This window comes from Streptomyces sp. NPDC043685 (assembly GCF_056436585.1).
In genome coordinates, this window is record NZ_JBWKCH010000005.1 from 38,196 (window position 1) to 60,474 (window position 22,279).

Here is a 22,279-nt window from a genome sequence, read left to right on the forward strand (position 1 = left end):
GCCCCTCCCCGACTGCGAAAATGAAGGCCAGAGGCACATGGAGCAGTCTCACCTGGAGGTACCCGTGAAGATGTTGATCAACGTCCCGGAGACCGTGGTCGCGGACGCGCTGCGCGGCCTGGCGGCTGCCCACCCGGAGCTGGCCGTGGACGTGGAGAACCGGGTGATCGTGCGGCGGGACGCTCCTGTCGCGGGGCAGGTGGGGCTGGTCTCGGGCGGTGGCTCGGGACATGAGCCGTTGCACGGGGGTTTCGTGGGCCCCGGCATGCTGTCGGCGGCCTGTCCGGGTGAGGTGTTCACCTCCCCGGTGCCCGACCAGATGCTGCGCGCGGCCGCCGCCGTGGACAGCGGGGCCGGTGTGCTGTTCATCGTGAAGAACTACACCGGTGACGTGCTCAACTTCGACATGGCCGCCGAGATGGCCGAGGACGAGGGCATCCAGGTCGCGAAGGTGCTGGTCAACGATGACGTGGCGGTGACCGACAGTCTGTACACGGCGGGACGGCGCGGTACGGGCGCCACCCTGTTCGTGGAGAAGATCGCGGGTGCCGCCGCCGCCGAGGGCATGCCGCTGGAGCGGGTCGAGGCGATCGCCCGGCAGGTGAACGAGAACTCCCGCAGCTTCGGTGTCGCGCTGAGCGCGTGCAGCACCCCGGCCAAGGGCAGCCCCACCTTCGATCTGCCGCCCGGTGAGCTGGAGTTGGGCATCGGCATCCACGGTGAGCCCGGCCGGGAGCGGCGGGCGATGATGACCTCCGGCGAGATCGCCGAGGCCGCCGTCGAGGCGGTGGTCGAGGACCTCCAGCCGCGCAATCCCGTGCTGGTCCTCGTCAACGGCATGGGAGCGACACCGCTGCTGGAGCTGTACGGCTTCAACGCCGAGGTGCACCGGGTGCTCGCCCAGCGCGGCGTCCCCGTGGCCCGCGTCCTCGTGGGCAACTACGTCACCTCGCTGGACATGGCGGGCGCCTCGCTCACCCTGTGCCAGGTCGACGAGGAGCTGCTGCGGCTGTACGACGCGCCGGTGAAGACGCCGGGCCTGCGCTGGGGCGTGTGACACGCAGGGAGCAGAGGATCACCACGTACCTACCAGGCAAGGAGACCCAGTGCTCGACGCCGATTTCTTCCGCCGTTGGATGGCGGCGACCGCAGCGTCCGTCGACCGTGAGGCGGAACGGCTCACCGCTCTCGACTCCCCCATCGGCGACGCCGATCACGGCAGCAACCTCCAGCGCGGGTTCACGGCCGTCGTGACCGTCCTGGAGAAGGAGGCGCCGGGCACGCCCGGCGGAGTCCTGACGCTGGCCGGACGCCAGCTGATCTCGACCGTCGGCGGCGCCTCGGGGCCCCTGTACGGGACGCTGCTGCGCCGGACCGGCAAGGCGCTGGGCGATGCCGACGAGGTCAGCGCCGAGCAGCTGGCGGAGGCGCTGCGGGCGGGGGTGGACGCGGTCATGACGCTGGGCGGTGCCGCCCCGGGTGACAAGACCATGATCGACGCGCTGGTGCCCGCGGTGGACGCGCTCGGTGACTCGTTCGCGGCGGCCCGCACCGCCGCGGAGGAGGGTGCCGTCGCGACGACACCCTTGCAGGCGCGCAAGGGCCGGGCGAGTTATGTGGGCGAGCGCAGCATCGGCCACCAGGACCCCGGCGCCACGTCGGCGGCACTGCTGATCGCCGGACTCGCGGAGGCCGCCGGTGAGTGACGAGCCGCTGGTGGGGATCGTGCTGGTGTCGCACAGCGCGCAGGTCGCCGCGTCGGTCGCCGAGCTGGCGAAGGGGCTCGCGGGCGGTGGCCCGGCGGTGCCCGTGGCCCCGGCGGGCGGCACCGAGGGCGGCGGGCTCGGTACGAGCTCCGAGCTGATCGCCGCGGCGGCCGCGTCCGTCGACCGCGGTGCCGGAGTGGCCGTCCTGACCGACCTGGGCAGCGCGGTGCTCACCGTGAAGGCACTGCTCGCGGAGGGCGACGAACTCCCCGAGCGGACACGGCTGGTGGACGCCCCCTTCGTGGAGGGAGCCGTGGCGGCGGTGGTCACGGCGTCCACCGGCGCGGATCTGGCGGCGGTTGAGGCGGCTGCCACGGAGGCGTACACCTACCGGAAGGTGTGATCGGGGCCTGCGGCCGGGCACGCCCGAGGCGGTGTGCCCGGCCGCAGGCCGCGCCCATGACGCGTCGTCAGCCGTCCAGTCCCTGCCGGCCGTTCAGTCCCTGTTCAGCCGTTCAGTCCTTGTTCGCCCGGGCCGCGTCGAGGAACCGCCTCGCCGCCCGCTCCCCCGCGGTCTCGGCCGCCGCGCGGTCCTCGATGGGCGAGACCTTGGTGTTCTTGAAGACGATGTAGGTGACGCCGGAGGGCACGCCGCCGCCGTGCGGGTCGGGGCGGATGCCGAGGGCCTCGGCGGCGGCGTACGACGCCTCGCCGATGATGCCCTGGGGGCCCGTGTCGCCGACCACCGCGTACCGCACCCGGCCCTGGTGGACGATGGCCGCCACCGAGCCACCGCCGATGCCGTGGTCCCGGTAGTCCCAGATGCGGCTGGGCGCGGGCAGCACGATGAAGGGCAGGCGTTCGGCGCTCAGGGGGCGGCCGTCGGACTGGGCGTAGGCCGTGCTCGCGGCGAAGTAGGGGTCCGTGCGGCGGTTGCAGCGGGGACCGGGGCGTCCGTCGCAGTCGATGTCCATGTCCGCCTTCCAGAACACGGCGTCACGGGTGCCGCAGACGGGGATGTCGGCAGGTGCGCCGCTGTCGCTGCGGTAGCGGCCCCGGGAGACAGGGGTGCAGCTCCGCACCTGGGCCAGCAGGTCGGCGGCGCTCACGGCACTCTCGCGCAAGATCGCGGGCCGGTCAGGGGCGGCGGGGAGGGTGGTCGGGGCGAGCAGGGCGGCGCTGGCCGCGGCCAGCGTGAGCGACTGGACACGCACGATACGGGAGCCTCTCCTCGGGGACCTGACGGGCACTCAGCCCAAAATGGCCCCGGGGCCATCGCCCGGCCACCGCTGGGGGGCCGGACGGTGCATCTCGGCAACCTCCGGCAGGGGCCGGGGGCCTGAGTCCGTGTGAGACTCCGGCCACCCCGGCCACCCGCGCCGGCGCGGGATCTGCGACGACAGCGGTCCGCGCGACAGGCCCGAACTCCAGGCTGTCCGGCAGGAGTTCGAGCGTGGTTACGTCAGAGCATACGTAACACCCCCGGGTGGTCGTCCACGGCGGGGGCGTCACCGCCCCGGACGCCGTACCCCGTCTGCCCCGCCCCGCCGGCCGGACGCCCTCTTGATGTGACCGCGCCAGCGGCGGCATATTGGTCCGGACCATTCCTGTGCGGGCCACCCCGGGAGGCAGTGCCGTGCGAGGCCGTTCCGCTTCCTCATCCCTCCTCCGTCACCTGGCGCTCTGCGGGACTCTGACGCTCGTCGCCGCCTGCGGCTGGGCCGGAGCGCGGGAGGAGAACGACGCGGGTGCGCCCGGCGCACCCACGGGCGTCACAGCCGCGGCGGGCAGCGCGACGAGCATGCACGTCATGTGGAACACGATCGACCGGGCCGACGCCTACGAGGTGTATCGCGGCACCACGAAGGTCGAAGAGGTGCCGGGTTCGCAGCACATGGTGGATGTCACCAGGCTGCGCCCCGCCACGCGGTACGTCTTCTCCGTACGGGCACGGGACGCCGACGGGCGGCTCGGACCGCCGAGCCGCCAGGTCCGGGCGAAGACCCCGGCGGCGGTCGCGGAGGACCGCTCCGCACCCACCCGCCCGTCGGCTCCCCGCGGCCGGGCGGCCGGAAGCCGGGCGGTCCAGCTGTCCTGGTCCGCCTCCACGGACGACCGGGGCGTGGTGTCGTACGACGTCCACCAGGGAGCCACGAAGATCCACAGCGTGGGCGGGGGCCAGACGGCCGCCGTCCTCACGGGGCTGCGGCCCGGCACCCCGTACGCGTTCACCGTCCGGGCCAGGGACGCGGCCGGCAACGTCTCCCCCGCCAGTGCCGCCGTCCGGCTCACCACCCCGGGCGCCGACGACGGACGTGCCACCGCCCCCACCGGCTTCCGGGCGACGAGCCACCGCGAGGGCGGGGCGTACCACCTCGATCTGAGCTGGGTGCCGCCGCGCGTGGACGGTGATATCGCCGAGTACGAGATCCAGCTGGACGGCAGGACCGCCACCTCCCTCGTGTACGGCGACGAGGCCCCGCGCGGACGGGCCGCCTACAGCTTCTACGCCGGGCGGAAGGCCGGTGTCACGCACCGGGTCCGGATCCGCGCGGTGCTCCCGGACGGCACCTGGGGAGGCTTCTCGGCGGAGCGGGCGGTGACGACGGGCGCGGGGCGCTGACGCACCCGCCCGGCACCGGCCGGGAACGACGGCCCGTCACCTGCACGGGGGCGCTCGGAGTGCGGCGGGGGCCGGGAGCGCTTTGGCTGGCCCTGAGGCAGCACGGGCGTTCCCCGACCCTCGGCGGCGCAAGGATGTACCGCCAACCGTGCCGCCGGAGGGCAGTCCACATGCGCAACTCATCGCCAGTTCTCCGCTCCGGCCTGACCGTGGCAGCCGCTGCCGCGCTGCCCCTCGCCCTGGCCTCGGTGCCCGCCGCCGCGGGCCCGGGCATCTCCGTGAGCACCACGGGGTCCACGGTGTCGGTCACGACCAGCTCGTGCACCCAGATCAACGGCAGTTGGGGCACCGCCTCGCTCCTCACCAGCAGCCAGGGCAGCTTCGCCCAGGGCCGCCAGGTGACCCTGTCGGGGACGTCGACCAGTCAGTCCGCCGCCTGGTCGAGCGTGTCCTCGGGGACCTACACCGTCATCGTCGTCTGCTCGGACGGCACCACCGCGGGCACCCAGTCCGTCGTGGTCTCCACCGCGCCCTCCCCCTCGCGGTCGGCCTCCCCCTCCGTCTCGCCGTCGCGCGGCGTCATGGGCGGGGTCGGCGGCAGCTCGACGGACTACGGCACCGTCACGCTGGTGGCGGGCGGCACCCTGGTCGGCGCCGGCGTCCTCGGGACGGCCTGGTACCTGCGCCGGCGCAACAAGCCGTACCGGCTCTGATCCGGTACGAACGGCGGCCCGCTCTCCCGAAGCGCTCCGGGCGGGCGGGCCGCCGTCATGCCGTGGCCCGGACGGGCGGTCGCTCGGCCGGTGACCGCGTCGGGGAGTCGGAGGGGAGGGTCGATCAGGTGGCCCCGTCGGGGAGTGGGGAGAAGTCGGTCGGTCGGGTGGCCTCGTCGGGGAGTTCGGCGAAGTCCGTCAGCGCACGCCTGAGCCACTGGGTCCAGAAGGTCTCCAGGTCGATGCCCGCCCGCAGCACCAGGTGCCGCAGCCGGACCTCGGCACCGTCCCGCCCGGGCGGGAAGTCGCGCCTCTCGATCTCCTCGTACTCCGCCAACTGCTGCTCGTGCAGCTCCAGATGGCGGCGCAGATCAGCCTCCAGGCCCGCCGTGCCGACCACGGCCGCCGCCCTGAGCCGCAGCAACAGCGCGTCGCGGTGCGGCTTGGGGTCCTGGGAGGCGGAGGTCCAGCGGGCCAGTTCGGCGCGGCCCGCGGGCAGGACCTCGTAGCTCTTCTTCTGCCCGCGGGCCGGCTGCTCGGACGGCAGGGCCCGGATGAGGCCGTCGGACTCCAGCTTTCCCAGCTCGCGATAGATCTGCTGGTGCGTCGCCGACCAGAAGTAGCCGATCGACCGGTCGAACCGGCGGGTCAGCTCCAGCCCCGACGACGGCTTCTCGAGCAGGGCGGTGAGGATCGCGTGCGGGAGTGACATGGACCTCATCCTAGGGACGCGTCACCCCACTACAGGGCGGCCGCCAGCTCGGTGCCCTGCTTGATGGCGCGCTTGGCGTCCAGCTCGGCCGCGACGTCGGCACCGCCGATGAGATGCGTGCTGCGCCCGGTGGCGAGCAGCTCCTCGTAGAGACCCCGGCGCGGCTCCTGGCCCGTGCACAGCACGATCGTGTCGACCTGAAGGACCGTGCTCTCCTCGCCGACGGTGATGTGCAGGCCGGCGTCGTCGATCCGGTCGTAGCGCACGCCCGGGACCATGGTGACGCCGCGGTGCTTGAGCTCCGTGCGGTGGATCCAGCCGGTGGTCTTGCCCAGACCGGCGCCGACCTTGGACGTCTTGCGCTGGAGCAGGTGGACGGTGCGCGGCGGCGCGGGCCGCTCGGGCGCGGCGAGGCCTCCGGGGCCGCTGTAGTCCATGTCGACGCCCCACTGACGGAAGTACGTCGCCGGGTCCTCGTGGGCCTTGTCGCCGCCGTCGGTGAGGAACTCGGCGACGTCGAAGCCGATGCCGCCCGCGCCGAGGATGGCGACCCGGTCTCCGACGGGGGCGCCGTCGCGCAGGACGTCGAGGTAGCCGACCACGCTCGGGTGGTCGACGCCGGGGATCTCGGGAGTGCGCGGGATGACGCCGGTGGCGACGACGACCTCGTCGTAGCCGTCGACGTCCGCGGCCGTGACGAGGGTGTTGAGCCGGATGTCGACGCCGTGCCAGTCGAGCTGGGTGCGGAAGTAGCGCAGCATCTCGTCGAACTCCTGCTTGCCGGGGACCTTGCGGGCGACGTTGAGCTGGCCGCCGATCTCGCTCGCCGCGTCGAACAGCGTCACCTCGTGCCCGCGCTCGGCGGCGGAGACCGCGCAGGCGAGACCGGCCGGGCCCGCGCCGACGACCGCGACGCGCTTGCGCAGCCGGGTCGGGGAGAGCACCAGCTCGGTCTCGTGGCAGGCACGGGGGTTGACCAGGCAGGAGGTGATCAGGCCGCTGAAGGTGTGGTCGAGGCAGGCCTGGTTGCAGCCGATGCAGGTGTTGATCGCCTCGGGCCGGCCGGCGGCGGCCTTGGTGACGAAGTCCGGGTCGGCGAGCATCGGGCGGGCCATCGACACCATGTCGGCGGCGCCCTCGGCGAGCAGTTCCTCGGCGAGTTCGGGGGTGTTGATGCGGTTGGTGGTGACGAGCGGGACGGACACCTCGCCCATGAGCCGCTTGGTCACCCAGGTGTACGCGCCGCGCGGCACGGAGGTCGCGATGGTGGGGATGCGGGCCTCGTGCCAGCCGATGCCGGTGTTGATGATGGTCGCCCCCGCGGCCTCGACGGCCTTGGCGAGGGTGATGACCTCGTCCAGCGTCGAGCCGCCCGGGACGAGGTCGAGCATGGAGAGGCGGTAGATGACGATGAAGTCCTCGCCGACCGCCTCGCGCACCCGGCGCACGATCTCCAGCGGGAAGCGGGTGCGGTTCTCGTAGGAGCCGCCCCACGCGTCGGTGCGGTGGTTGGTCTGCAGGGCGATGAACTCGTTGATGAGGTAGCCCTCGGAGCCCATGATCTCGACGCCGTCGTACCCGGCCTGCCGGGCGAGGCGGGCGGCGCGGGCGTAGTCGTCGATCGTCCGCTCGATGTCGGCGTCGGTGAGCTCACGGGGCGGGAAGGGGCTGATCGGCGCCTGGACCGGGCTCGGCGCGACGAGGTCCTTGTGGTAGGCGTAGCGGCCGAAGTGCAGGATCTGCATCGCGATCCGCCCGCCCTCGCGGTGCACGGCGTCGGTGATGACCCGGTGCTGCTCGGCCTCCGCCTCGGTGGTGAGCTTCGCGCCGCCCTCGTAGGGCCGGCCCTCGTCGTTGGGGGCGATGCCGCCGGTGACGATGAGGCCCACTCCCCCGCGGGCGCGGGCGGCGTAGAAGGCCGCCATGCGCGCGAAGCCGCCCTCCGCCTCCTCCAGGCCGACGTGCATGGAGCCCATCAGGACCCGGTTGGGCAGGGTGGTGAAGCCCAGGTCGAGGGGGGTCAGCAGGTGCGGGTAACGGCTCATCGGGCCCTCCGTGCGCGGTGTGGTGCCTGTAGTTGTAGAGGACTACCGACGGTTTGTGCAACTAGTTGCACAACGACGTGAGGGAGGGCACAGGAGGGCCATGACCAGGGATCACGAGGGTGGACCGAGGGTGGACAGCATCCTGTTCGGCGACGAGACGGCCTGGTCCTTCACGCCCGCCGCCGGGAGCCCGTCGACGGCCGGCCGCGCGGCGGGATCGCGGCGCTGCACGGGGCGTCACGGCACTCCGCGGCCGGGCCGGGGCTGCGGGTGCGGGCAGGGGCGGCGGACCCCCTACGAACCTCGGCAAGCTCCGCGCGGGCGAGGGCAACTCCGCCACGGCGGCTTCGACCTGACCTGCGGAGGGCGGCACCGCTGCGAAGGGCGGCACCGCGTGGACGAACCCGGCCCGTCAGTGGAGCGAGGACGGCTCGCCGGTGGACGGCGTGTACCGGCGTGCACCGCGGGTGGGTCCGCGCGGCGCACGCGCGGTGGTCACCGGCTCTGCAGACGTACGTGCAGCTCCTTCTCCTGGTCGCCGGAGACCGTGCTCAGATCGTGCACGTCGAACAGCGAGTCCAGCGTCGTGCGGAACCGCTCGATCGCCCAGTAGCCGCCGTGCAGGTCGGCCTCGACGGAGGACGACAGATGAACCGGCCGGGCGCCCTCGTGCTCGTCGGCGACGTCGAAGGTGCCGAGCCATACGGTCGGACGGGTCTCGTGCAGTTCCTCGGGCACGTCGTCGGCGCACCGGTCGGACTCGAAGCAGGAGCACAGCGCGTCGAACACGGTCCGGGCGTCGTGCTTGCTGCACCCGCTGATCTCCACCGAGACGGTGTGCGGGTGCGGTCGCTCCTGGTCCATCGCCATCGTGATCGCTCCTCTCCTGGCCACCCCATGCCGTGTCCGCCCCTCCCCCAGCAAAGCACCACCTTCCGGCGAGCACTACCGGCGGCGCACGCCCCGCGGCCCCCTCACCGCGGTGCCGGATCCGTACGGCGGCCCGCGCCGGGTTGGGAGATGGTGGAAGGTGACGGAAGGGGCCTCGGAGAAACGGCTCCGCGCGGTGGAACATGGGGTGTCGGCACACGACGGCGTGCCGCGAGGACGGCGAAGGCGGGGCGTGGGATGAGTGCAGCCGGGTCTCCCGAGTCCGAGAGCCGCGGTCCGGTACGCGGGTCGGCACGCCCGAGCGGCCTGCTCGACGTACTGCGGGTGGCCTCGGTGGTCCTGGACGCCGAGGGCCGCATCGTGCTGTGGAGCCCGCAGGCCGAGGAACTGTTCGGGTACGAGGCCCACGAGGCGCTCGGGCAGTACGCCGCCCGGATCATGGTCCACGAGCAGCACGTCGATCTCGTGGTCAAGCTGTTCGCCGACGTCATGGGCACCGGGCAGAGCTGGGCGGGGGCCTTCCCGATCCGCCGCAAGGACGGCGGCACCCGGCTGGTGGAGTTCCGCAACATGCGGCTGCTGGACGACCGGGGCGACGTCTACGCGCTGGGGCTGTGCGCCGACCAGAGCACCGTGCACCGGCTGGAGCGGGAGGTGGCGCTGTCGACGCGGATGATCGCGCAGTCCCCGATCGGCCTGGCCGTCCTCGACACGGGGCTGCGGTACGTCTCGGTCAACAAGGCGCTGGAGGAGATCAACGGCGTCCCGGCCGAGGAGCACCTGGGCCGCGCGGTCCGCGATGTGGTGCCGGGGATGGACGTCGACGCCCTGGAGGCCGCCACCCGGCGGGTGCTCGAGACGGGCACGCCGGTGGTCGACCAGTCCACGATCGGCCGCACCCCGGCGGACCCGCACCAGGACCACGCCTTCTCGATCTCGCTGTACCGGCTGGAGAACGCCTTCGGGACCGTGCTGGGCGTGGCCGTGTCGATCGTCGACGTCACCGAGCAGTACCGGGCGGGCATCGAGGCCGAGGGCGCGCGGCGGCGCCTGGCCCTCATCGCCGATGCCTCGGGACGGATCGGCACCACGCTGGACCTCGACCGCACGGCCCGTGAGCTGGCCGAGGTGGCCGTGCCCGAGCTGGCCGACATCGCGGCCGTCGACCTGCTGGACGCGGTGGTGCAGGGCCGCCGCACCACCTTGGGTCCCACCGAGTCGGCCGTGATCAGGGCGCTGGCGGTCCAGGGGTACGACTCCGCCGAGGCGCTGGAGGCGGCCGATCCTCCCGGCCAGGTCGCCCGGTACGCCCCCGACCGCCTCGTCACCCGATGCGTGCGCACCGCGAGCCCGGTGATGCTGCCGGAGGTCAAGGACGAGGACCTGGATCACATCGCCCGCTCCTCGGAGGCGGCCGAGCTGCTGGGCCGGGCCGGGGTGCACTCCTACCTGGCGGTGCCGCTGATCGCGCGCGGCGAGGTGCTGGGCGCCCTGGACCTCAAACGCACCCGCAACCCGCTGCCGTTCACCGAGGACGACCTGCTGCTGGCGCGGGAGCTGGCCGCCCGGGCCGCCGTGCAGATCGACAACGCCCGCTGGTACCAGAGCGCCCGCGAGACCGCGCTCACGCTCCAGCGCAGCCTGCTGCCCAGTCATCCGCCCGTGACGGGCGGCCTGGAGGTCGCCTCCCGGTACCAGCCGGCCGGGGCGACGAGCGAGGTCGGCGGTGACTGGTTCGACGTGATCCCGCTGGACGGCGGCGAGACGGCGCTCGTCGTGGGCGATGTGATGGGCAGCGGCATCCCCGCCGCGGCCGCCATGGGGCGGCTGCGCACGGCGACCAACACCCTCGCCTCCCTCGGCCTCGATCCGCATGTGCTCCTGGAGCACCTCGACAGGATCACCGCCGGCCTGGAGCAGTCCATCGCCACCTGTGTCTACGCCGTCCACGACCCGCATGTGCGGCAGTGCCGGATCGCCAACGCGGGGCATCTGCCGCCGGTGCGCGTGCGGGCCGGCCGGCCGCCGGAGCTGCTCGACCTGCCGACCGGTGTGCCGCTCGGCGTGGGCGGTGTCGCGTTCTCCACCACCACCGTCGACCTCGAGCCCGGCGACCGGCTGGTGTTCTACACCGACGGCCTCGTCGAGACCCGGCGCGACCCGCTCGACGCACGGCTCGACACGCTGCTGTCCCTGCTCGATGGGCCGGACCGGCCGCTGGAGGAAGTCTGCGACCTGTTGCTGCGCACGCTGCACGAGCCGGACAACTTCGACGACGTGGCCCTGCTCATCGCCCGGGTGACCACCCCCGACAGCGAGTCGCGAGGGTGAGCGGCCCTAACGCCTGACCCCGATCACGACGTGGGCGTACCACTCGTCCGACACGGCCAGGTGGGTCGTGAGGCCGTTACGCGCGAAGGCGTCGACCGCCGCCGGGGCCTGGTGCCGGCTCGTCTCCACCAGGACGCAGCCGCCGGGGGCGAGCCAGTGGGGCGCCCCGGCCGCGACCCGGCGCAGGACGTCGAGGCCGTCCGTGCCGCCGTCGAGGGCGACCAGCGGCTCGTGGTCGCGGGCCTCCAGGGGCAGCAGCCCGATCTCGTCGCTGGGCACGTAGGGCACGTTCGCCGCGAGGATGCCGACGCGGCCCCGCAGCGCGGCGGGCAGCGCCTCGAACAGATCGCCCTGGTGGACCCGGCCACCGGCCGCGGCGATGTTGCCCCGGGCGCACCGCACGGCGGCCGGGTCGATGTCGGCGGCGTGCAGTTCGACGCGGCCGAGCGCGGCGGCGAGCGCCGCTCCCACGGCACCCGAACCGCAGCACAGGTCCACGACGACGGTGGCGTCGGGTGCGCGCTCCAGGGCCTGCTCCACCAGGAACTCGGTGCGCCGGCGCGGCACGAAGACGCCGGGGGCCACGTGGATGCGCAGGCCCCGGAACTCGGCCCAGCCGACGACGAGTTCGAGCGGCAGGCCCGCGGCACGGCGCTCGACCATGGCGGCGGCCTCGGCCGGGGTGCGGGCGGTGGTGAGGATCACTTGGGCCTCGTCCTCGGCGAAGACGCACCCCGCGGCGCGCAGGGCGGCCACGACGGAGTCACGGGAGGACGGGGAGGACGGGGGGACGGCGGAAACGGACGGCATGAAGCCAAGAGCCTTTCGGGATCCGAAGGGCGCTCAGGCGATCGCCTAGGACCGGCGATCCGCGCGACATCGAGAGGAGAGCACCCGAGCTGACACAGCGGTAATGGGTCTCACCTCCTCGGCTTCCGACGACGGGGTCCCTCCCCGGCCGGACGGCAACCCTACCCGACGGGGCGGCGGCCCGGCAGGGCGATCGGGCCGTCCCCTCCGGCCGACTGGTTGGGTCATGCAACCATGGAGGGGAGCCGCACAGCAGCCGGTGAGGGAGGTCCCGTGCACACCGCCGACGCCGTGGAGACCATCCAGCGGGAGATGACGATCTTCGCCCGCCGCGCCCGAGCCGCGGCGGGCCGGATGCACCCCGAGCTGTCGCTGGTGTCGTACACGCTGCTGGGGCATCTGGAGGAGGTCGGCGGGTGCCGGGCCACCGACCTGGCGGCCCACTACGCCCTGGACAAGTCCACCGTGAGCCGCCAGGTGGCCGGGCTGGAGCGCGCCGGTCTCATCGAGCGCCGCCCCGACGCGCAGGACCACCGCGTCCAGGTGCTGCACCTGACCGGGGCGGGGCGGCACATCCTGGCGCAGGTCACGGAGAGCCGCCGGGCCGCCTTCCGGGAACGCCTCGCCGACTGGCCGGCGGAGGACCTGGACCGGTTCGCGGCCTACCTCGTGCGCTACAACGCCTCGCCCGGTCCCGGCCGGCAGGACTGAACACCCCGCACGTACGGTTGACCACGCACACCACTGAGCACACCGGTCCGGCGAGCGCCGCCGGCCCGGCCCGGAGGCACCACCGCATGCACATCACCCGAGGTTTCACCGGGCGTCCACGCGTCGCCGATCCCGGTCTGCCGCCCGGCCAGTACGACGCCGGCGACGACTGGCCCGTGCTGTCCGCCGAGGTCACTCCCCAGCTGGCACCGGCCGACTGGACCTTCCGCGTCGACGGGCTGGTGTCCGAGCCCCGCACCTGGGACTGGGAGGAGGCGCACCGGCTGCCGCCGTCGGCGTACGAGGGCGCCATCCACTGCGTGACCGGCTGGTCCAAGTTCGGGGTGCGGTTCGCCGGAGTCTCGCTGGACGCGTTCCTCGATGTGGTCCGGCCCCTGGGGTCGGCCACCCATGCCGTCGCCTACTCGCACACCGGCTACACCGCCGACCTGCCGCTCGCCGACCTGACCGGCGGGCGTGCCTGGATCGCCTGGGAGTACGACGGGAGTCCCCTCGCCCCGGAACACGGCGGTCCGGCCCGGCTGCTGGTGCCGCACCTGTACTTCTGGAAGAGCGCCAAGTGGATCGCGGGCCTGCGGATCCTCGACCACGACGAACCGGGTTTCTGGGAGCGGAACGGCTATCACGAGCGGGGCAACCCCTGGGAGGAGCAGAGGTACTCCGGTGACTGAGACCTTCGTGCCTCCCACGCGGTTCGCCGTGCCCGGGCGCATCGAGGTGAGCGAGCAGGCCGCCTCCGAGTGGCGGACCGCCACGCTCACCGAGATCCGCCGCGAGACCCCGCGCGCCGCCACCTTCCGGCTCGCCGTGCCCGGCTGGCCGGGGCATCTGCCCGGCCAGCACCTCATGGTGCGGCTGACCGCCGAGGACGGTTACGCGGCCCAGCGCCATTACTCGATCGCGTCCGCGCCGGACGACTCCGGGCATGTCGAGCTGACCCTGGACCACGTCGAGGGGGGCGAGGTGTCGGGCTGGTTCCACACCGTCGCCCGGCCCGGCGACCGGGTCGAGGTGCGGGGCCCGGTGAGCGGCTTCTTCGCCTGGCCGGGCGATCGGCCCGCCCTGCTCATCGGCGCGGGCTCCGGCGTCGTCCCGCTGATGTCGATGGTCCGGCACCACCGGGCCCGGAACCTGACCGTGCCCCTGCGGCTGGTGGTGTCGGCGCGCAGTCCCGAGGAGCTCATCTACGCCCGGGAGTTCGGCGCGGAGACGACGCCCGTGTTCACCCGGAGCGCGCCGGAGGGCTCGCCGGTGGGACGTATGGCGGCCGCACATGTGGTTCCGCTCCTGGCCGAGCAGCCTGCCGGTGGGTGGGAGGCCTACGTGTGCGGCTCCAACTCCTTCGCGGAGCACGCCTCCCGGCTGCTCGTGACGGCCGGTCAGCCGGTGGAGCGGATCCGCATCGAGCGTTTCGGCTGACGCGCTGTTTCGCCGCGGTCGCGCCGGGCACCCGGCCGCGGGTCCCGGCACGCCGATCCCGCTGTTCGTTCTGCCCCGACGCGGTCGGCGGGCCCCGGAAAGGGGTACCCCGTCCCTGAGGGGCACGCGCAGGCGCGGCGTGAGGCGGGGGGAGCGGCGGCGCTCCGCGACCGGTCCGGCACTCCGGCCGCGGTGACGGCGAGGAGGTGGGCATGCGAACCCGGGTGCGCGGCTGGCGTTGGCGGCGCAGTCCGCTGCGGCGCCGGTCGGATGTCGTGGAGGCGTGGACGGTGCTGCTGGTCGCCGTCCTCATCGCCGTGGGCGCGCCCCTGGCCGGTGTGGTGGCCGCCGCGTGGGCCCATGACGAGGCCCGGTCGGTGTCGGTGGAGCAGCGGGCCGCGCGGCATCGGGTCCGGGCCGAGGTGGTCGGCCGGAAGGGCGACTCGTTGCCGTCGGTGCAGGCCGGCGGGCAGCACGTGTACCGGGCGACCGTGCGCTGGACGGAGCCGGGCGGGGGGACGCGCACCGCGACGGCCCGGGTCCCGGCGGACACGGGGCGGGGCGAGACCGTGGACGTCTGGTTCGACCGGCGGGGGCGGACCGTGATGCCGCCGGTGGACGAGACGGCGGTCTGGCAGCACACCCTCACCCTCGGTACGTGTGCCGCGGGCGGTGCGGTGCTCGTGGTGCTCTTCGGCCATTTCCTGGTCCGCCGGGTGGCGCTGCGCCGCCGGCTGGCGGAGTGGGACCGGGCGTGGGCCCGCACGGAACCGGAGTGGACCCACCGCCGCGCCTGAGCCCCGCCGTCGTGGAAACACGCCGCCCACACGGGCAAGGTGACCCGACCACTCGAGCACGAGCGGCTCTGCGGCTCCTCACCGCTGATCGCACTCCCAGGCCCATGACCAGGCATCATCCGCTCCGGGTGGACGCCGCCCCACGAGCGAACTCCGACAAACCCTGGCCAGTCCTCCGACCACCGCCGTAGTGTGATCATCCGCAACGCCCCCGTAGCTGCTTCTCACCAAAGGCGGTCCTACATGGCCCTGTTCGACCTTCCTCTCGACGAACTGCGCGCGTACCGCAGCACGGCCACCGAGCCCGAGGACTTCGACGCGTTCTGGTCCCAGACCCTCCAGGAGGCCCGTGGGCACGACCTGGACGCCCGGTTCGAGCCGGTCGACACGGGCCTGTCCACCGTGCAGGTGTTTGACGTGACGTACGCGGGCTTCGGCGGTCATCCGGTCAAGGGCTGGCTGATCCTGCCGGCCGGGGCGGAGGGCCCGCTGCCTCTGGTCGTGGAGTTCGTCGGCTACGGCGGGGGGCGAGGGCTCCCCCACGAGCACCTGCTGTGGGCGTCCTCGGGCCGGGCGCACTTCGTGATGGACACCCGCGGGCAGGGCAGCGTGTGGGGCGGGGGCGGTGGCACGGCCGATCCGGTGGGCGGTGCGCCCGCCTACCCCGGTTTCATGACGCGCGGCATCGACGCCCCGGAGAACTACTACTACCGCCGGGTCTACACGGACGCGGTGCGGGCGGTGGAGGCGGCCCGCTCGCACCCGCTCACCGACCCGGCGCGCACGGTGGCCATCGGTACCAGCCAGGGCGGCGGCATCACGATCGCGGTCGGCGGCCTGGTCCCGGACCTGGCGGGCATCGCCCCGGACGTGCCGTTCCTGTGCGACTTCCCGCGCGCGACGACGATCACGGACCGGCAGCCGTACCGGGAGATCGGCCTCTACCTCAAGACGCACCGCGGCCGCACCGAGGACGCGCTGCGCACGCTGTCGTACTTCGACGGTGTCCACTTCGCCGCCCGCGGCCGGGCCCCCGCGCTCTTCTCGACCGCGCTGGAGGACCAGACCTGCCCGCCCTCGACCGTCTTCGCGGCCTTCAACGCATGGAACCACGAGGACCGGACGATCGAGGTCTACGACTTCAACGACCACGAGGGCGGCGGCCCCTACCAGCAGGCGGCCAAGCTCCGCTGGATGCGCTCGTACATCTGAGATCCAGCCGTTCGCCCCCGGCGGGCTTCCTCCCGGTCCGACCAGTCGGTACGTTCATCGCGCCCGGGCCGCGACGCGGCGGTCCGGGCCAGGGGACGGTCGACGGAGGGGGCTCATGTCCGGGAACGAGACACAGGTGCACGGTCACTGCGACGCGCGGTTCGCGCCGGTACGCGCCGCGTTCGAGGAGAACTTCCGGGAGCGGGGCGAACTGGGCGCCGCGGTGGCCGTCACCGTGGGCGGCGAGACCGTGGTGGATCTGTGGGGCGGCTGGGCGGACGCCGCGCGCTCGCGCCCCTGGGAACGGGACACGCTGGTCAACGTGTGGTCCACGACCAAGGGGCCGGTGGCGCTGTGCGCGCACCTCCTCGCCGACCGGGGACTGCTGGACCTGGACGCGCCGGTGGCCGTGTACTGGCCCGAGTTCGCGGCGGCGGGCAAGGACAAGGTCCTCGTCCGGCATCTGCTGTCCCACCGCGCCGGTCTGGCCGGCCTGCGCGAGCCGCACTCGCTGGAGCAGCTCTACGACTGGGAGCTGACCACGCAGCGGCTCGCGGCGACCGAGCCGTGGTGGGAGCCGGGCACCCGGTCCGGCTACCACGCGCTGACCTACGGCCATCTCGTCGGCGAGGTGGTACGGAGGGTGTCGGGGCTGCGGCCGGGGGCTTTCCTCGCACGGGAGGTGACGGGGCCGCTGGGCCTCGACTTCCGCGTCGGCCTGCCGGAGCGGGACGCGGACCGGGCGGCCGAGCTCGTCCCGCCGGCGGTCACGACGAGCAGTGAACAGGCCGCCGTCTTCGCCCAGTTGGCGCCCGCGGCGATCGCCGCGCTCACCAACCCGGCGGTGTCGGCGACGGAGGCCAACACCCCCGCGTGGCGGGCCGCGGAGATACCCGCGGCGAACGGGCACGGCACCGCGCGCGCGGTCGCCGCGCTGTACGGCGTCTTCGCGGGGCGCGGATCCCACGCGGGTCGTCGTCTGCTGTCCCGCGAGGCGGCCGAGCGGGTGCGTGAGGGGCAGGGCGGTTGCCGGGACCTGGTGCTCGGCGCCGGTCTCGGCCACGAGACGGAGGTGGGGCTCGGGCTCTGGCTCAGCGGCCCCGGCGGCTCCTACGGCCCCAACCCGCGCGCTTTCGGACACGACGGCTTCGGCGGCTCCTGCGGGCTCGCCGACCCGGAGGCAGGGGTGTCCCTGGGCTATGTGATGAACCGGATGGGGCCTCGAATCGCCGACGACCCGCGGAAAATGGCCCTGGTCGAGGCGCTGTACAGCGCGTTGTGAGGCAGGCGCGGGCGGTCCGGTTTCGGCCGAACCGCCCGGCCACCCTTCCCAACTGGTTTAGACCAATGCTAGATCTGGTGGCGCACCGAGCCCGAACGGCTACCGCACGTCACCCAACAGGAGGGGCGGCATGGCCCGCACCACCCCGCACGACCACCCACCGGCCGAGGGGGAGCCCCTGTACCGGCGGATCGCGACGGAGTTGCTCGGCGAACTGCGCGACGGCACCATCCCACCGGGCGAACGCCTGCCCGGGGAAAGGCGGTTGGCCGACCACTTCGGGGTCAGCCGGGAGACGATACGGCAGGCGCTGCGACTGCTGCGCCGTGACGGCCTCGTCGCCACCGACCGGCGCGGCAGCCACGCCACCCTGCCCGGCCCGCCGGTCGCGAGCCCGTCGTCGCTCACCTTCCCGGTCGGTGCCCGGGCCGCGACCCCGGGCACCGTCGCCCGGGCCACCGTCGCCTGGGAGGCGCCGACGGCGGACCACGCCGAGGCACTGGGGCTGGCGCCGGGCCGCCCGACCCTCGTCCACCGCTACCGGTACGCGACCGCCGACGGCCGCGGGCTGCGCACCGCCGTGACGTCGTTCTCCGCCGTGGCGCTCGCCGAGGTGGAGGAACTGGCCCGCTACCGCGACCGCGCCGACGGAACCGCCGCCGCGCACCTGCGCCGGGCCTACGACTGGATGCGCCGGGCCGGCCTGACCCTGCACCACCGCGACGCCATCACGCCCCTGGCGAGCACGCCGTCGGTACGGGTCACCCGGCGGGTGCACGACCAGTACGCCCGACCGCTGGAGATCACCGACCTCGTGATCGACGCCCAACAGGACGCACTGGTCTACGAGTTCACTCTGCCGGGCCGTACCGTGCCGCCCGCTGCCACTGCCCGGCCGTCACCCGTTCGGCGGACTGCCGGCGCGGGCTCCCGCGGATGACGGAGATCATCGAGACACGGCACGGCCCCTCAGCCGACCCCCGAGAGGATCCCCATGGCCACGTTCACGACCTCCGACGGAACCGAGCTCTACTACAAGGACTGGGGCGAGGGGCAGCCCGTGGTGTTCAGCCACGGCTGGCCCCTCAACGCGGACGCGTGGGACGGGCAGGCCCGGCTGGTCGCCGAGCACGGATTCCGGGCGATCGCGCACGACCGCCGCGGGCACGGCCGCTCGGGCCAGCCCTGGCAGGGCAACCACATGGACCGGTACGCCGACGACCTGGCCGAGCTGATCGAGGCCCTGGACCTCGACAACGCGGTCCTGGTGGGCCATTCGACCGGCGGCGGCGAGGTGGCCCGCTACATCGGCAGGCACGGGACCGCGCGGGTCGCGAAGGTCGTGCTGCTGGGCGCGGTGCCGCCCCTGATGCTGCGGACCGAGGACAACCCGCACGGCACACCGAAGGAGGTCTTCGACGGGATCCGCGCCGGCGTAGCGGCCGACCGCTCGCAGTTCTACTGGGACCTGAGCGAGAGCTTCTACGGCTTCAACCGGCCCGGCGCCGCCGTGTCGGAGGGTGTGCGGCGGGCGTTCTGGAGCTGGAGCATGCAGGCCGGCCTGAAGGGCGCCTACGACTGCGTCGCGCAGTTCTCGGAGACCGACTTCACCGAGGATCTGCGGCGCATCGACGTGCCGACGCTCGTCGCGCACGGGGACGACGACCAGATCGTGCCGATCGCCGCCTCGGCCCACCGGACTTCGCAGCTGGTCCAGGACGCGACGCTGAAGGTGTACCCGGGCGCCCCGCACGGCCTGGTCGGCGACTACGAGAAGGCCTTCGAGGACGATCTGCTGAACTTCCTGCGCGGCTGACGGGCACCCGGGCAGTGGCACCTAGTCCGGCACGAGGGCCGTGACCAGCCGTGCCCGGGGGGCGCCGTCCGGTCGTCGTCCGAACTCCTCCAGCGCGACGAGCTCCACACGGAAACCCGCCTCCACGAGTGCGCGCTGTACGTCCCCGAGGCGGAACGCCCGGTAGTACATGACGAACGGGGGCCGCCAGAGCGCGTTGCGCACCCGCATCACGGTGTCGAATCCCAGCAGCGCCCAGTAACCGAGGGAGGCCGGGCGGGGCGGGGCGAGCAGGGGGAAGGCGAAGCACCCGCCCGGCCGCAGGACCGAGCGGACCTGCGCGAACAGGCCGGGCAGTTCGCCGGGCAGGAAGTGCCCGAAGGCCCCGAAGCTCACCACGAGGTCGAAGGCGGGCGCGAAGGGAAGGGCGCGGGCGTCGGCGCGGACCCAGGAGACCGGCGGGCCCCCGGGCCCGGCCTGCTTCCGTGCGACGTCGAGCATGCCCGCGCTGAAGTCGACACCGGTGACCCGCTCCCGGCACACCCGCGCCAGCACCTCCACGCCCGCTCCGGTGCCGCAGCACAGGTCGAGTCCGGAGTCGAAGGGTCCCCGGCGCGCCAGGGCCGAGCCGACGGCGTCGAGCACCGCCTCGGGCGTCCTGAACGGCGTGTGGTCGAACTTCGGCGCGAGGAGGTCGTAGCCACGCTCGACGGACGACAGCGCCTGGACGGCGAGCTCACGCAGACTGGGGCCTTCGGGGCTGAACATCGGCTCAGCCTAAGGGAGCCCGTACCTCGAGGCCTCGCCCTCCAGGAGACGCGGTCCCGGTCGGTCCGAGCGACACCTCCCGCGCCCGGATCCCGCGATCTCCCGGCGGGCGCGGCCGGTTCACGGTTGGATGTCCCCATGACGTCCGCCGAGCACGACCGGCTGATGCGGGCCAACCAGGCGAACTGGGACGCCCGCACGCCCGTCCACCTCGCCAGCCGGTTCTACGGTCTCGACCAGGACCTCGGCCCCGAGCGCTGGTTCGCCCCCTACGAGTGGGAGGACCTCGGCGAGCTGGCCGGGCGTGACGTGCTGCATCTGCAGTGTCATCTCGGCACCGAGACCCTCGCGTTCGCCCGGCGCGGCGCCCGGGCCGTCGGCCTGGACTTCTCCGGGGCGTCCGTGGCGGCCGCCCGGGATATCGCGGCGCGGGCCGGCGCGGACGTGACGTACGTCCGGGCGAACGTGTACGACGCCGTCGATGCCCTCGACGGGCGGCGGTTCGACGTCGTCTACACCGGCAAGGGCGCCCTGTGTTACCTCCCCGACCTGGACCGGTGGGCGCAGGTAGCGCACCGGCTCCTGCGTCCGGGCGGCCGGTTGTACGTCGTCGAGTTCCATCCCCTGCTCAACTCGCTCGGGCTGAAGCCCGCTCCGGACGAGGGCCCCGAACTGCTCCTGCGTCACGACTACCTGGGCGGTGCCGGCCCGGTGCACCGCGACGGGACCCGCACCTACACGGACGGCCCGGCCGTCGAGGGCGCCACGGACAGCTACGAGTGGATGCACGGAATCGGCGAGGTCGTCAACGCGTTGACGGACGCGGGGCTCGCCGTGCGGCGGCTGCGGGAAGGCGACGAACTCCCCTGGCCGCGCTGGCCGCGGATGGTCCGCACGGAGTCCGGCTGGTGGCGCCTGCCCGAGCCGCGGATCCCGTTGCTGTACGGGCTGCTGGCCATGCGCTGAGCAGGCCCGCGGAGACGAACCGGGGCGGATCCGCCGCTTCGGTGGTACATTGCACAGAGCACTCGTGCACGCCCCTCTTTGCGGGCGCCGGTGCCGGTTCTTCTCTTTCTCCTTCCTTTCCCGCACCACGACGTGTTCGTCGTATCCGAGGTGCTGTTCCCCCGCCGCCCGCAGGCGCCGCTCAGGCCCTGCCCTCGCGGCTCACTCCCCTCCCCTTCGCACGTCTCGCACGTCTCCGTCCGCCGTCCCGAAAGGACACCCACCACCATGACCACCACACTCGAACGCCCACCCGTGCAGCAGTCCCCCGCCCGGACCCTGACCGGCGTCCTCGACGTCGACGCGAACGGGAAGGGGCACCTGCGCGCCGAGAACTGCCTGCCCACGCCGGCCGACGCCACGGTCTCCCCCGCGCTGATCCGCCGGTACGGCCTGCGCAAGGGCGACCTCGTCGAGGGAGTGCCCGGTGACCGGCGCACCCTGACCGACATCGCGCGCGTCGAAGGCCGTACGCCCCGTGACCTGCGCGACCGGCGCCACTTCCGGGACCTGACGCCGCTGCACCCGCACGAGCGGCTGCGGCTCGAACACCCGGCCGCCGGACTGGCCGGACGCGTCATCGACCTGATCGCACCCGTCGGCAAGGGCCAGCGCGGGCTCCTCGTGGCCCCGCCCAAGACCGGCAAGACCGTCCTCCTCCAGCAGATCGCGGCCGCCGTCACCGGCAACCACCCCGAGTGCCGGCTGATGGTGCTGCTGCTCGACGAGCGGCCCGAGGAGGTCACGGACATGCGGCGCTCCGTGCGGGGCGAGGTGTACGCCTCGACCTTCGACCGCGGCGCCAAGCAGCACACCGCGCTCGCCGATCTGGTGATCGAGCGTGCCAAGCGGCTCGTCGAGGCCGGCGAGGACGTCGTCGTGCTCCTCGACTCGCTGACCCGGCTGTGCCGGGCGCACAACAACGCGGCCGCTTCCGGTGGCCGCATCCTCACCGGGGGCGTGGACGCGTCGGCGCTGACCGGGCCCAAGCGGTTCTTCGGTGCCGCCCGGTCGGCCGAGGAGGGCGGTTCCCTCACGATCCTCGCGACCGCCCTGGTGGAGACCGGCTCCCGGGCCGACGACTTCTACTTCGAGGAGTTGAAGAGCACGGGCAACATGGAGCTCCGCCTGAGCCGGGACCCGGCGTCGCGCCGTGTGTTCCCGGCCGTCGACATCACGCCCTCGGGCACCCGCCGCGAGGAACTCCTGCTGCGCCCGGCGGAGTTGGCGGCCGTCCAGGGGCTGCGGCGGGTGTTGCAGGGCAGGGACGGGCAGGGCGGTCTGGAGACGCTCCTGGAGCGGATGCGCGAGACACCGGACAACGCGACGTTCCTGCGGCGCGTCCAGCCGACCCTGCCCGCGGGCTGACCCGCCCGCCGGGAAGGAGATCATCCATCCGGGTGCCAGCGCGGGCGGTGCGGCCCTGCCGTCGCCGCGC

The 22,279-nt window shown here is 73.5% G+C and carries 22 protein-coding genes; 16 read left to right on the top strand and 6 right to left on the bottom strand.

Features of this window, described 5'->3' with window-relative positions; translation table 11 throughout:
• Window positions 1–64: 64 nt before the first annotated feature.
• The 3 genes from dhaK to AC0665_RS17195 are packed head-to-tail and all read left to right on the top strand — an operon-like array spanning window position 65 to window position 2,109.
• Window positions 65–1,057, top strand: a complete 993-nt coding sequence (gene dhaK / locus AC0665_RS17185; protein WP_468638392.1) for a dihydroxyacetone kinase subunit DhaK — start codon at window positions 65–67, stop codon at window positions 1,055–1,057.
• 49 nt (window positions 1,058–1,106) lie between these two features.
• Window positions 1,107–1,706: a dihydroxyacetone kinase subunit DhaL gene (dhaL, locus tag AC0665_RS17190; protein WP_478508968.1), complete on the top strand. Its 600-nt coding sequence runs from the start codon at window positions 1,107–1,109 to the stop codon at window positions 1,704–1,706.
• Complete coding sequence (locus AC0665_RS17195; RefSeq protein ID WP_468406011.1) at window positions 1,699–2,109, top strand: PTS-dependent dihydroxyacetone kinase phosphotransferase subunit DhaM; 411 nt, start codon at window positions 1,699–1,701, stop codon at window positions 2,107–2,109. The genes dhaL and AC0665_RS17195 overlap by 8 nt, the downstream gene beginning before the upstream one ends.
• 112 nt (window positions 2,110–2,221) lie before the next feature.
• Here the strand turns inward: AC0665_RS17195 and AC0665_RS17200 are convergent, their stop codons facing one another.
• Window positions 2,222–2,920 carry a glycoside hydrolase family 75 protein gene (locus AC0665_RS17200; protein WP_478610140.1) on the bottom strand — a complete coding sequence of 233 codons (699 nt, stop codon included), beginning with the start codon at window positions 2,918–2,920 and terminating at the stop codon, window positions 2,222–2,224.
• Window positions 2,921–3,342: 422 nt separating this feature from the next.
• On the opposite strand from AC0665_RS17200, the gene AC0665_RS17205 reads away from it, so the two are divergent.
• Both AC0665_RS17205 and AC0665_RS17210 read left to right on the top strand, forming a co-directional pair.
• Window positions 3,343–4,329, top strand: a complete 987-nt coding sequence (locus AC0665_RS17205; protein ID WP_478610139.1) for a fibronectin type III domain-containing protein — start codon at window positions 3,343–3,345, stop codon at window positions 4,327–4,329.
• Window positions 4,330–4,499: 170 nt separating this feature from the next.
• Entirely contained in the window at window positions 4,500–5,042 is a 543-nt protein-coding gene (locus AC0665_RS17210) for a hypothetical protein (protein ID WP_478610138.1), read from the top strand.
• 124 nt (window positions 5,043–5,166) lie between these two features.
• On the opposite strand, the gene AC0665_RS17215 is transcribed toward AC0665_RS17210, so the two are convergent.
• The 3 genes from AC0665_RS17215 to AC0665_RS17225 form a co-directional block, all read right to left on the bottom strand.
• On the bottom strand, window positions 5,167–5,754 hold the full coding sequence (locus AC0665_RS17215) for a PadR family transcriptional regulator (protein ID WP_468406003.1): 588 nt from the start codon (window positions 5,752–5,754) through the stop codon (window positions 5,167–5,169).
• 29 nt (window positions 5,755–5,783) lie between these two features.
• Complete coding sequence (locus AC0665_RS17220) at window positions 5,784–7,799, bottom strand: FAD-dependent oxidoreductase (RefSeq protein WP_478705271.1); 2,016 nt, start codon at window positions 7,797–7,799, stop codon at window positions 5,784–5,786.
• 495 nt (window positions 7,800–8,294) lie between these two features.
• Window positions 8,295–8,663 (bottom strand): hypothetical protein, encoded by a 369-nt coding sequence (locus tag AC0665_RS17225; RefSeq protein ID WP_468406391.1) that lies wholly within the window; start codon window positions 8,661–8,663, stop codon window positions 8,295–8,297.
• Window positions 8,664–8,927: 264 nt separating this feature from the next.
• Here AC0665_RS17225 and AC0665_RS17230 point away from each other — a divergent pair, with 264 nt between their 5' ends.
• Complete coding sequence (locus tag AC0665_RS17230; protein ID WP_478610136.1) at window positions 8,928–11,021, top strand: SpoIIE family protein phosphatase; 2,094 nt, start codon at window positions 8,928–8,930, stop codon at window positions 11,019–11,021.
• A gap of 6 nt (window positions 11,022–11,027) precedes the next feature.
• On the opposite strand, the gene AC0665_RS17235 is transcribed toward AC0665_RS17230, so the two are convergent.
• Window positions 11,028–11,831, bottom strand: a complete 804-nt coding sequence (locus tag AC0665_RS17235; RefSeq protein ID WP_478610135.1) for a putative protein N(5)-glutamine methyltransferase — start codon at window positions 11,829–11,831, stop codon at window positions 11,028–11,030.
• A 312-nt stretch (window positions 11,832–12,143) separates the two neighbouring features.
• On the opposite strand from AC0665_RS17235, the gene AC0665_RS17240 reads away from it, so the two are divergent.
• The 8 genes from AC0665_RS17240 to AC0665_RS17275 all read left to right on the top strand — a co-directional run bounded on the left by AC0665_RS17240 (window position 12,144) and on the right by AC0665_RS17275 (window position 19,089).
• Window positions 12,144–12,542 (top strand): MarR family winged helix-turn-helix transcriptional regulator, encoded by a 399-nt coding sequence (locus tag AC0665_RS17240; RefSeq protein ID WP_478705487.1) that lies wholly within the window; start codon window positions 12,144–12,146, stop codon window positions 12,540–12,542.
• Window positions 12,543–12,628: 86 nt separating this feature from the next.
• Window positions 12,629–13,234 carry a sulfite oxidase-like oxidoreductase gene (locus AC0665_RS17245; RefSeq protein WP_478610133.1) on the top strand — a complete coding sequence of 202 codons (606 nt, stop codon included), beginning with the start codon at window positions 12,629–12,631 and terminating at the stop codon, window positions 13,232–13,234.
• Window positions 13,227–13,982: a ferredoxin reductase gene (locus AC0665_RS17250; RefSeq protein ID WP_478610132.1), complete on the top strand. Its 756-nt coding sequence runs from the start codon at window positions 13,227–13,229 to the stop codon at window positions 13,980–13,982. Before AC0665_RS17245 ends, AC0665_RS17250 begins: the two co-directional genes overlap by 8 nt.
• 212 nt (window positions 13,983–14,194) lie before the next feature.
• A complete protein-coding gene (locus AC0665_RS17255) occupies window positions 14,195–14,779 on the top strand; it encodes an Rv1733c family protein (protein WP_478705272.1) in 585 nt (194 codons plus the stop codon).
• A gap of 243 nt (window positions 14,780–15,022) precedes the next feature.
• Complete coding sequence (locus AC0665_RS17260; protein ID WP_468405985.1) at window positions 15,023–15,991, top strand: acetylxylan esterase; 969 nt, start codon at window positions 15,023–15,025, stop codon at window positions 15,989–15,991.
• Window positions 15,992–16,106: 115 nt separating this feature from the next.
• A complete protein-coding gene (locus AC0665_RS17265; protein WP_478705273.1) occupies window positions 16,107–17,273 on the top strand; it encodes a serine hydrolase domain-containing protein in 1,167 nt (388 codons plus the stop codon).
• Window positions 17,274–17,403: 130 nt separating this feature from the next.
• On the top strand, window positions 17,404–18,213 hold the full coding sequence (locus AC0665_RS17270) for a GntR family transcriptional regulator (RefSeq protein WP_478610130.1): 810 nt from the start codon (window positions 17,404–17,406) through the stop codon (window positions 18,211–18,213).
• 54 nt (window positions 18,214–18,267) lie between these two features.
• Window positions 18,268–19,089, top strand: a complete 822-nt coding sequence (locus AC0665_RS17275; protein WP_366052366.1) for an alpha/beta hydrolase — start codon at window positions 18,268–18,270, stop codon at window positions 19,087–19,089.
• A gap of 21 nt (window positions 19,090–19,110) precedes the next feature.
• Here the strand turns inward: AC0665_RS17275 and AC0665_RS17280 are convergent, their stop codons facing one another.
• Complete coding sequence (locus AC0665_RS17280) at window positions 19,111–19,836, bottom strand: class I SAM-dependent methyltransferase (protein WP_478610129.1); 726 nt, start codon at window positions 19,834–19,836, stop codon at window positions 19,111–19,113.
• Window positions 19,837–19,974: 138 nt separating this feature from the next.
• Here AC0665_RS17280 and AC0665_RS17285 point away from each other — a divergent pair, with 138 nt between their 5' ends.
• Together AC0665_RS17285 and rho are read left to right on the top strand one after the other, a co-directional pair.
• Window positions 19,975–20,802 (top strand): class I SAM-dependent methyltransferase, encoded by an 828-nt coding sequence (locus AC0665_RS17285; RefSeq protein ID WP_478705274.1) that lies wholly within the window; start codon window positions 19,975–19,977, stop codon window positions 20,800–20,802.
• Window positions 20,803–21,069: 267 nt separating this feature from the next.
• Window positions 21,070–22,209: a transcription termination factor Rho gene (rho, locus tag AC0665_RS17290; protein ID WP_478705275.1), complete on the top strand. Its 1,140-nt coding sequence runs from the start codon at window positions 21,070–21,072 to the stop codon at window positions 22,207–22,209.
• The last annotated feature ends 70 nt before the right edge of the window (window positions 22,210–22,279 follow it).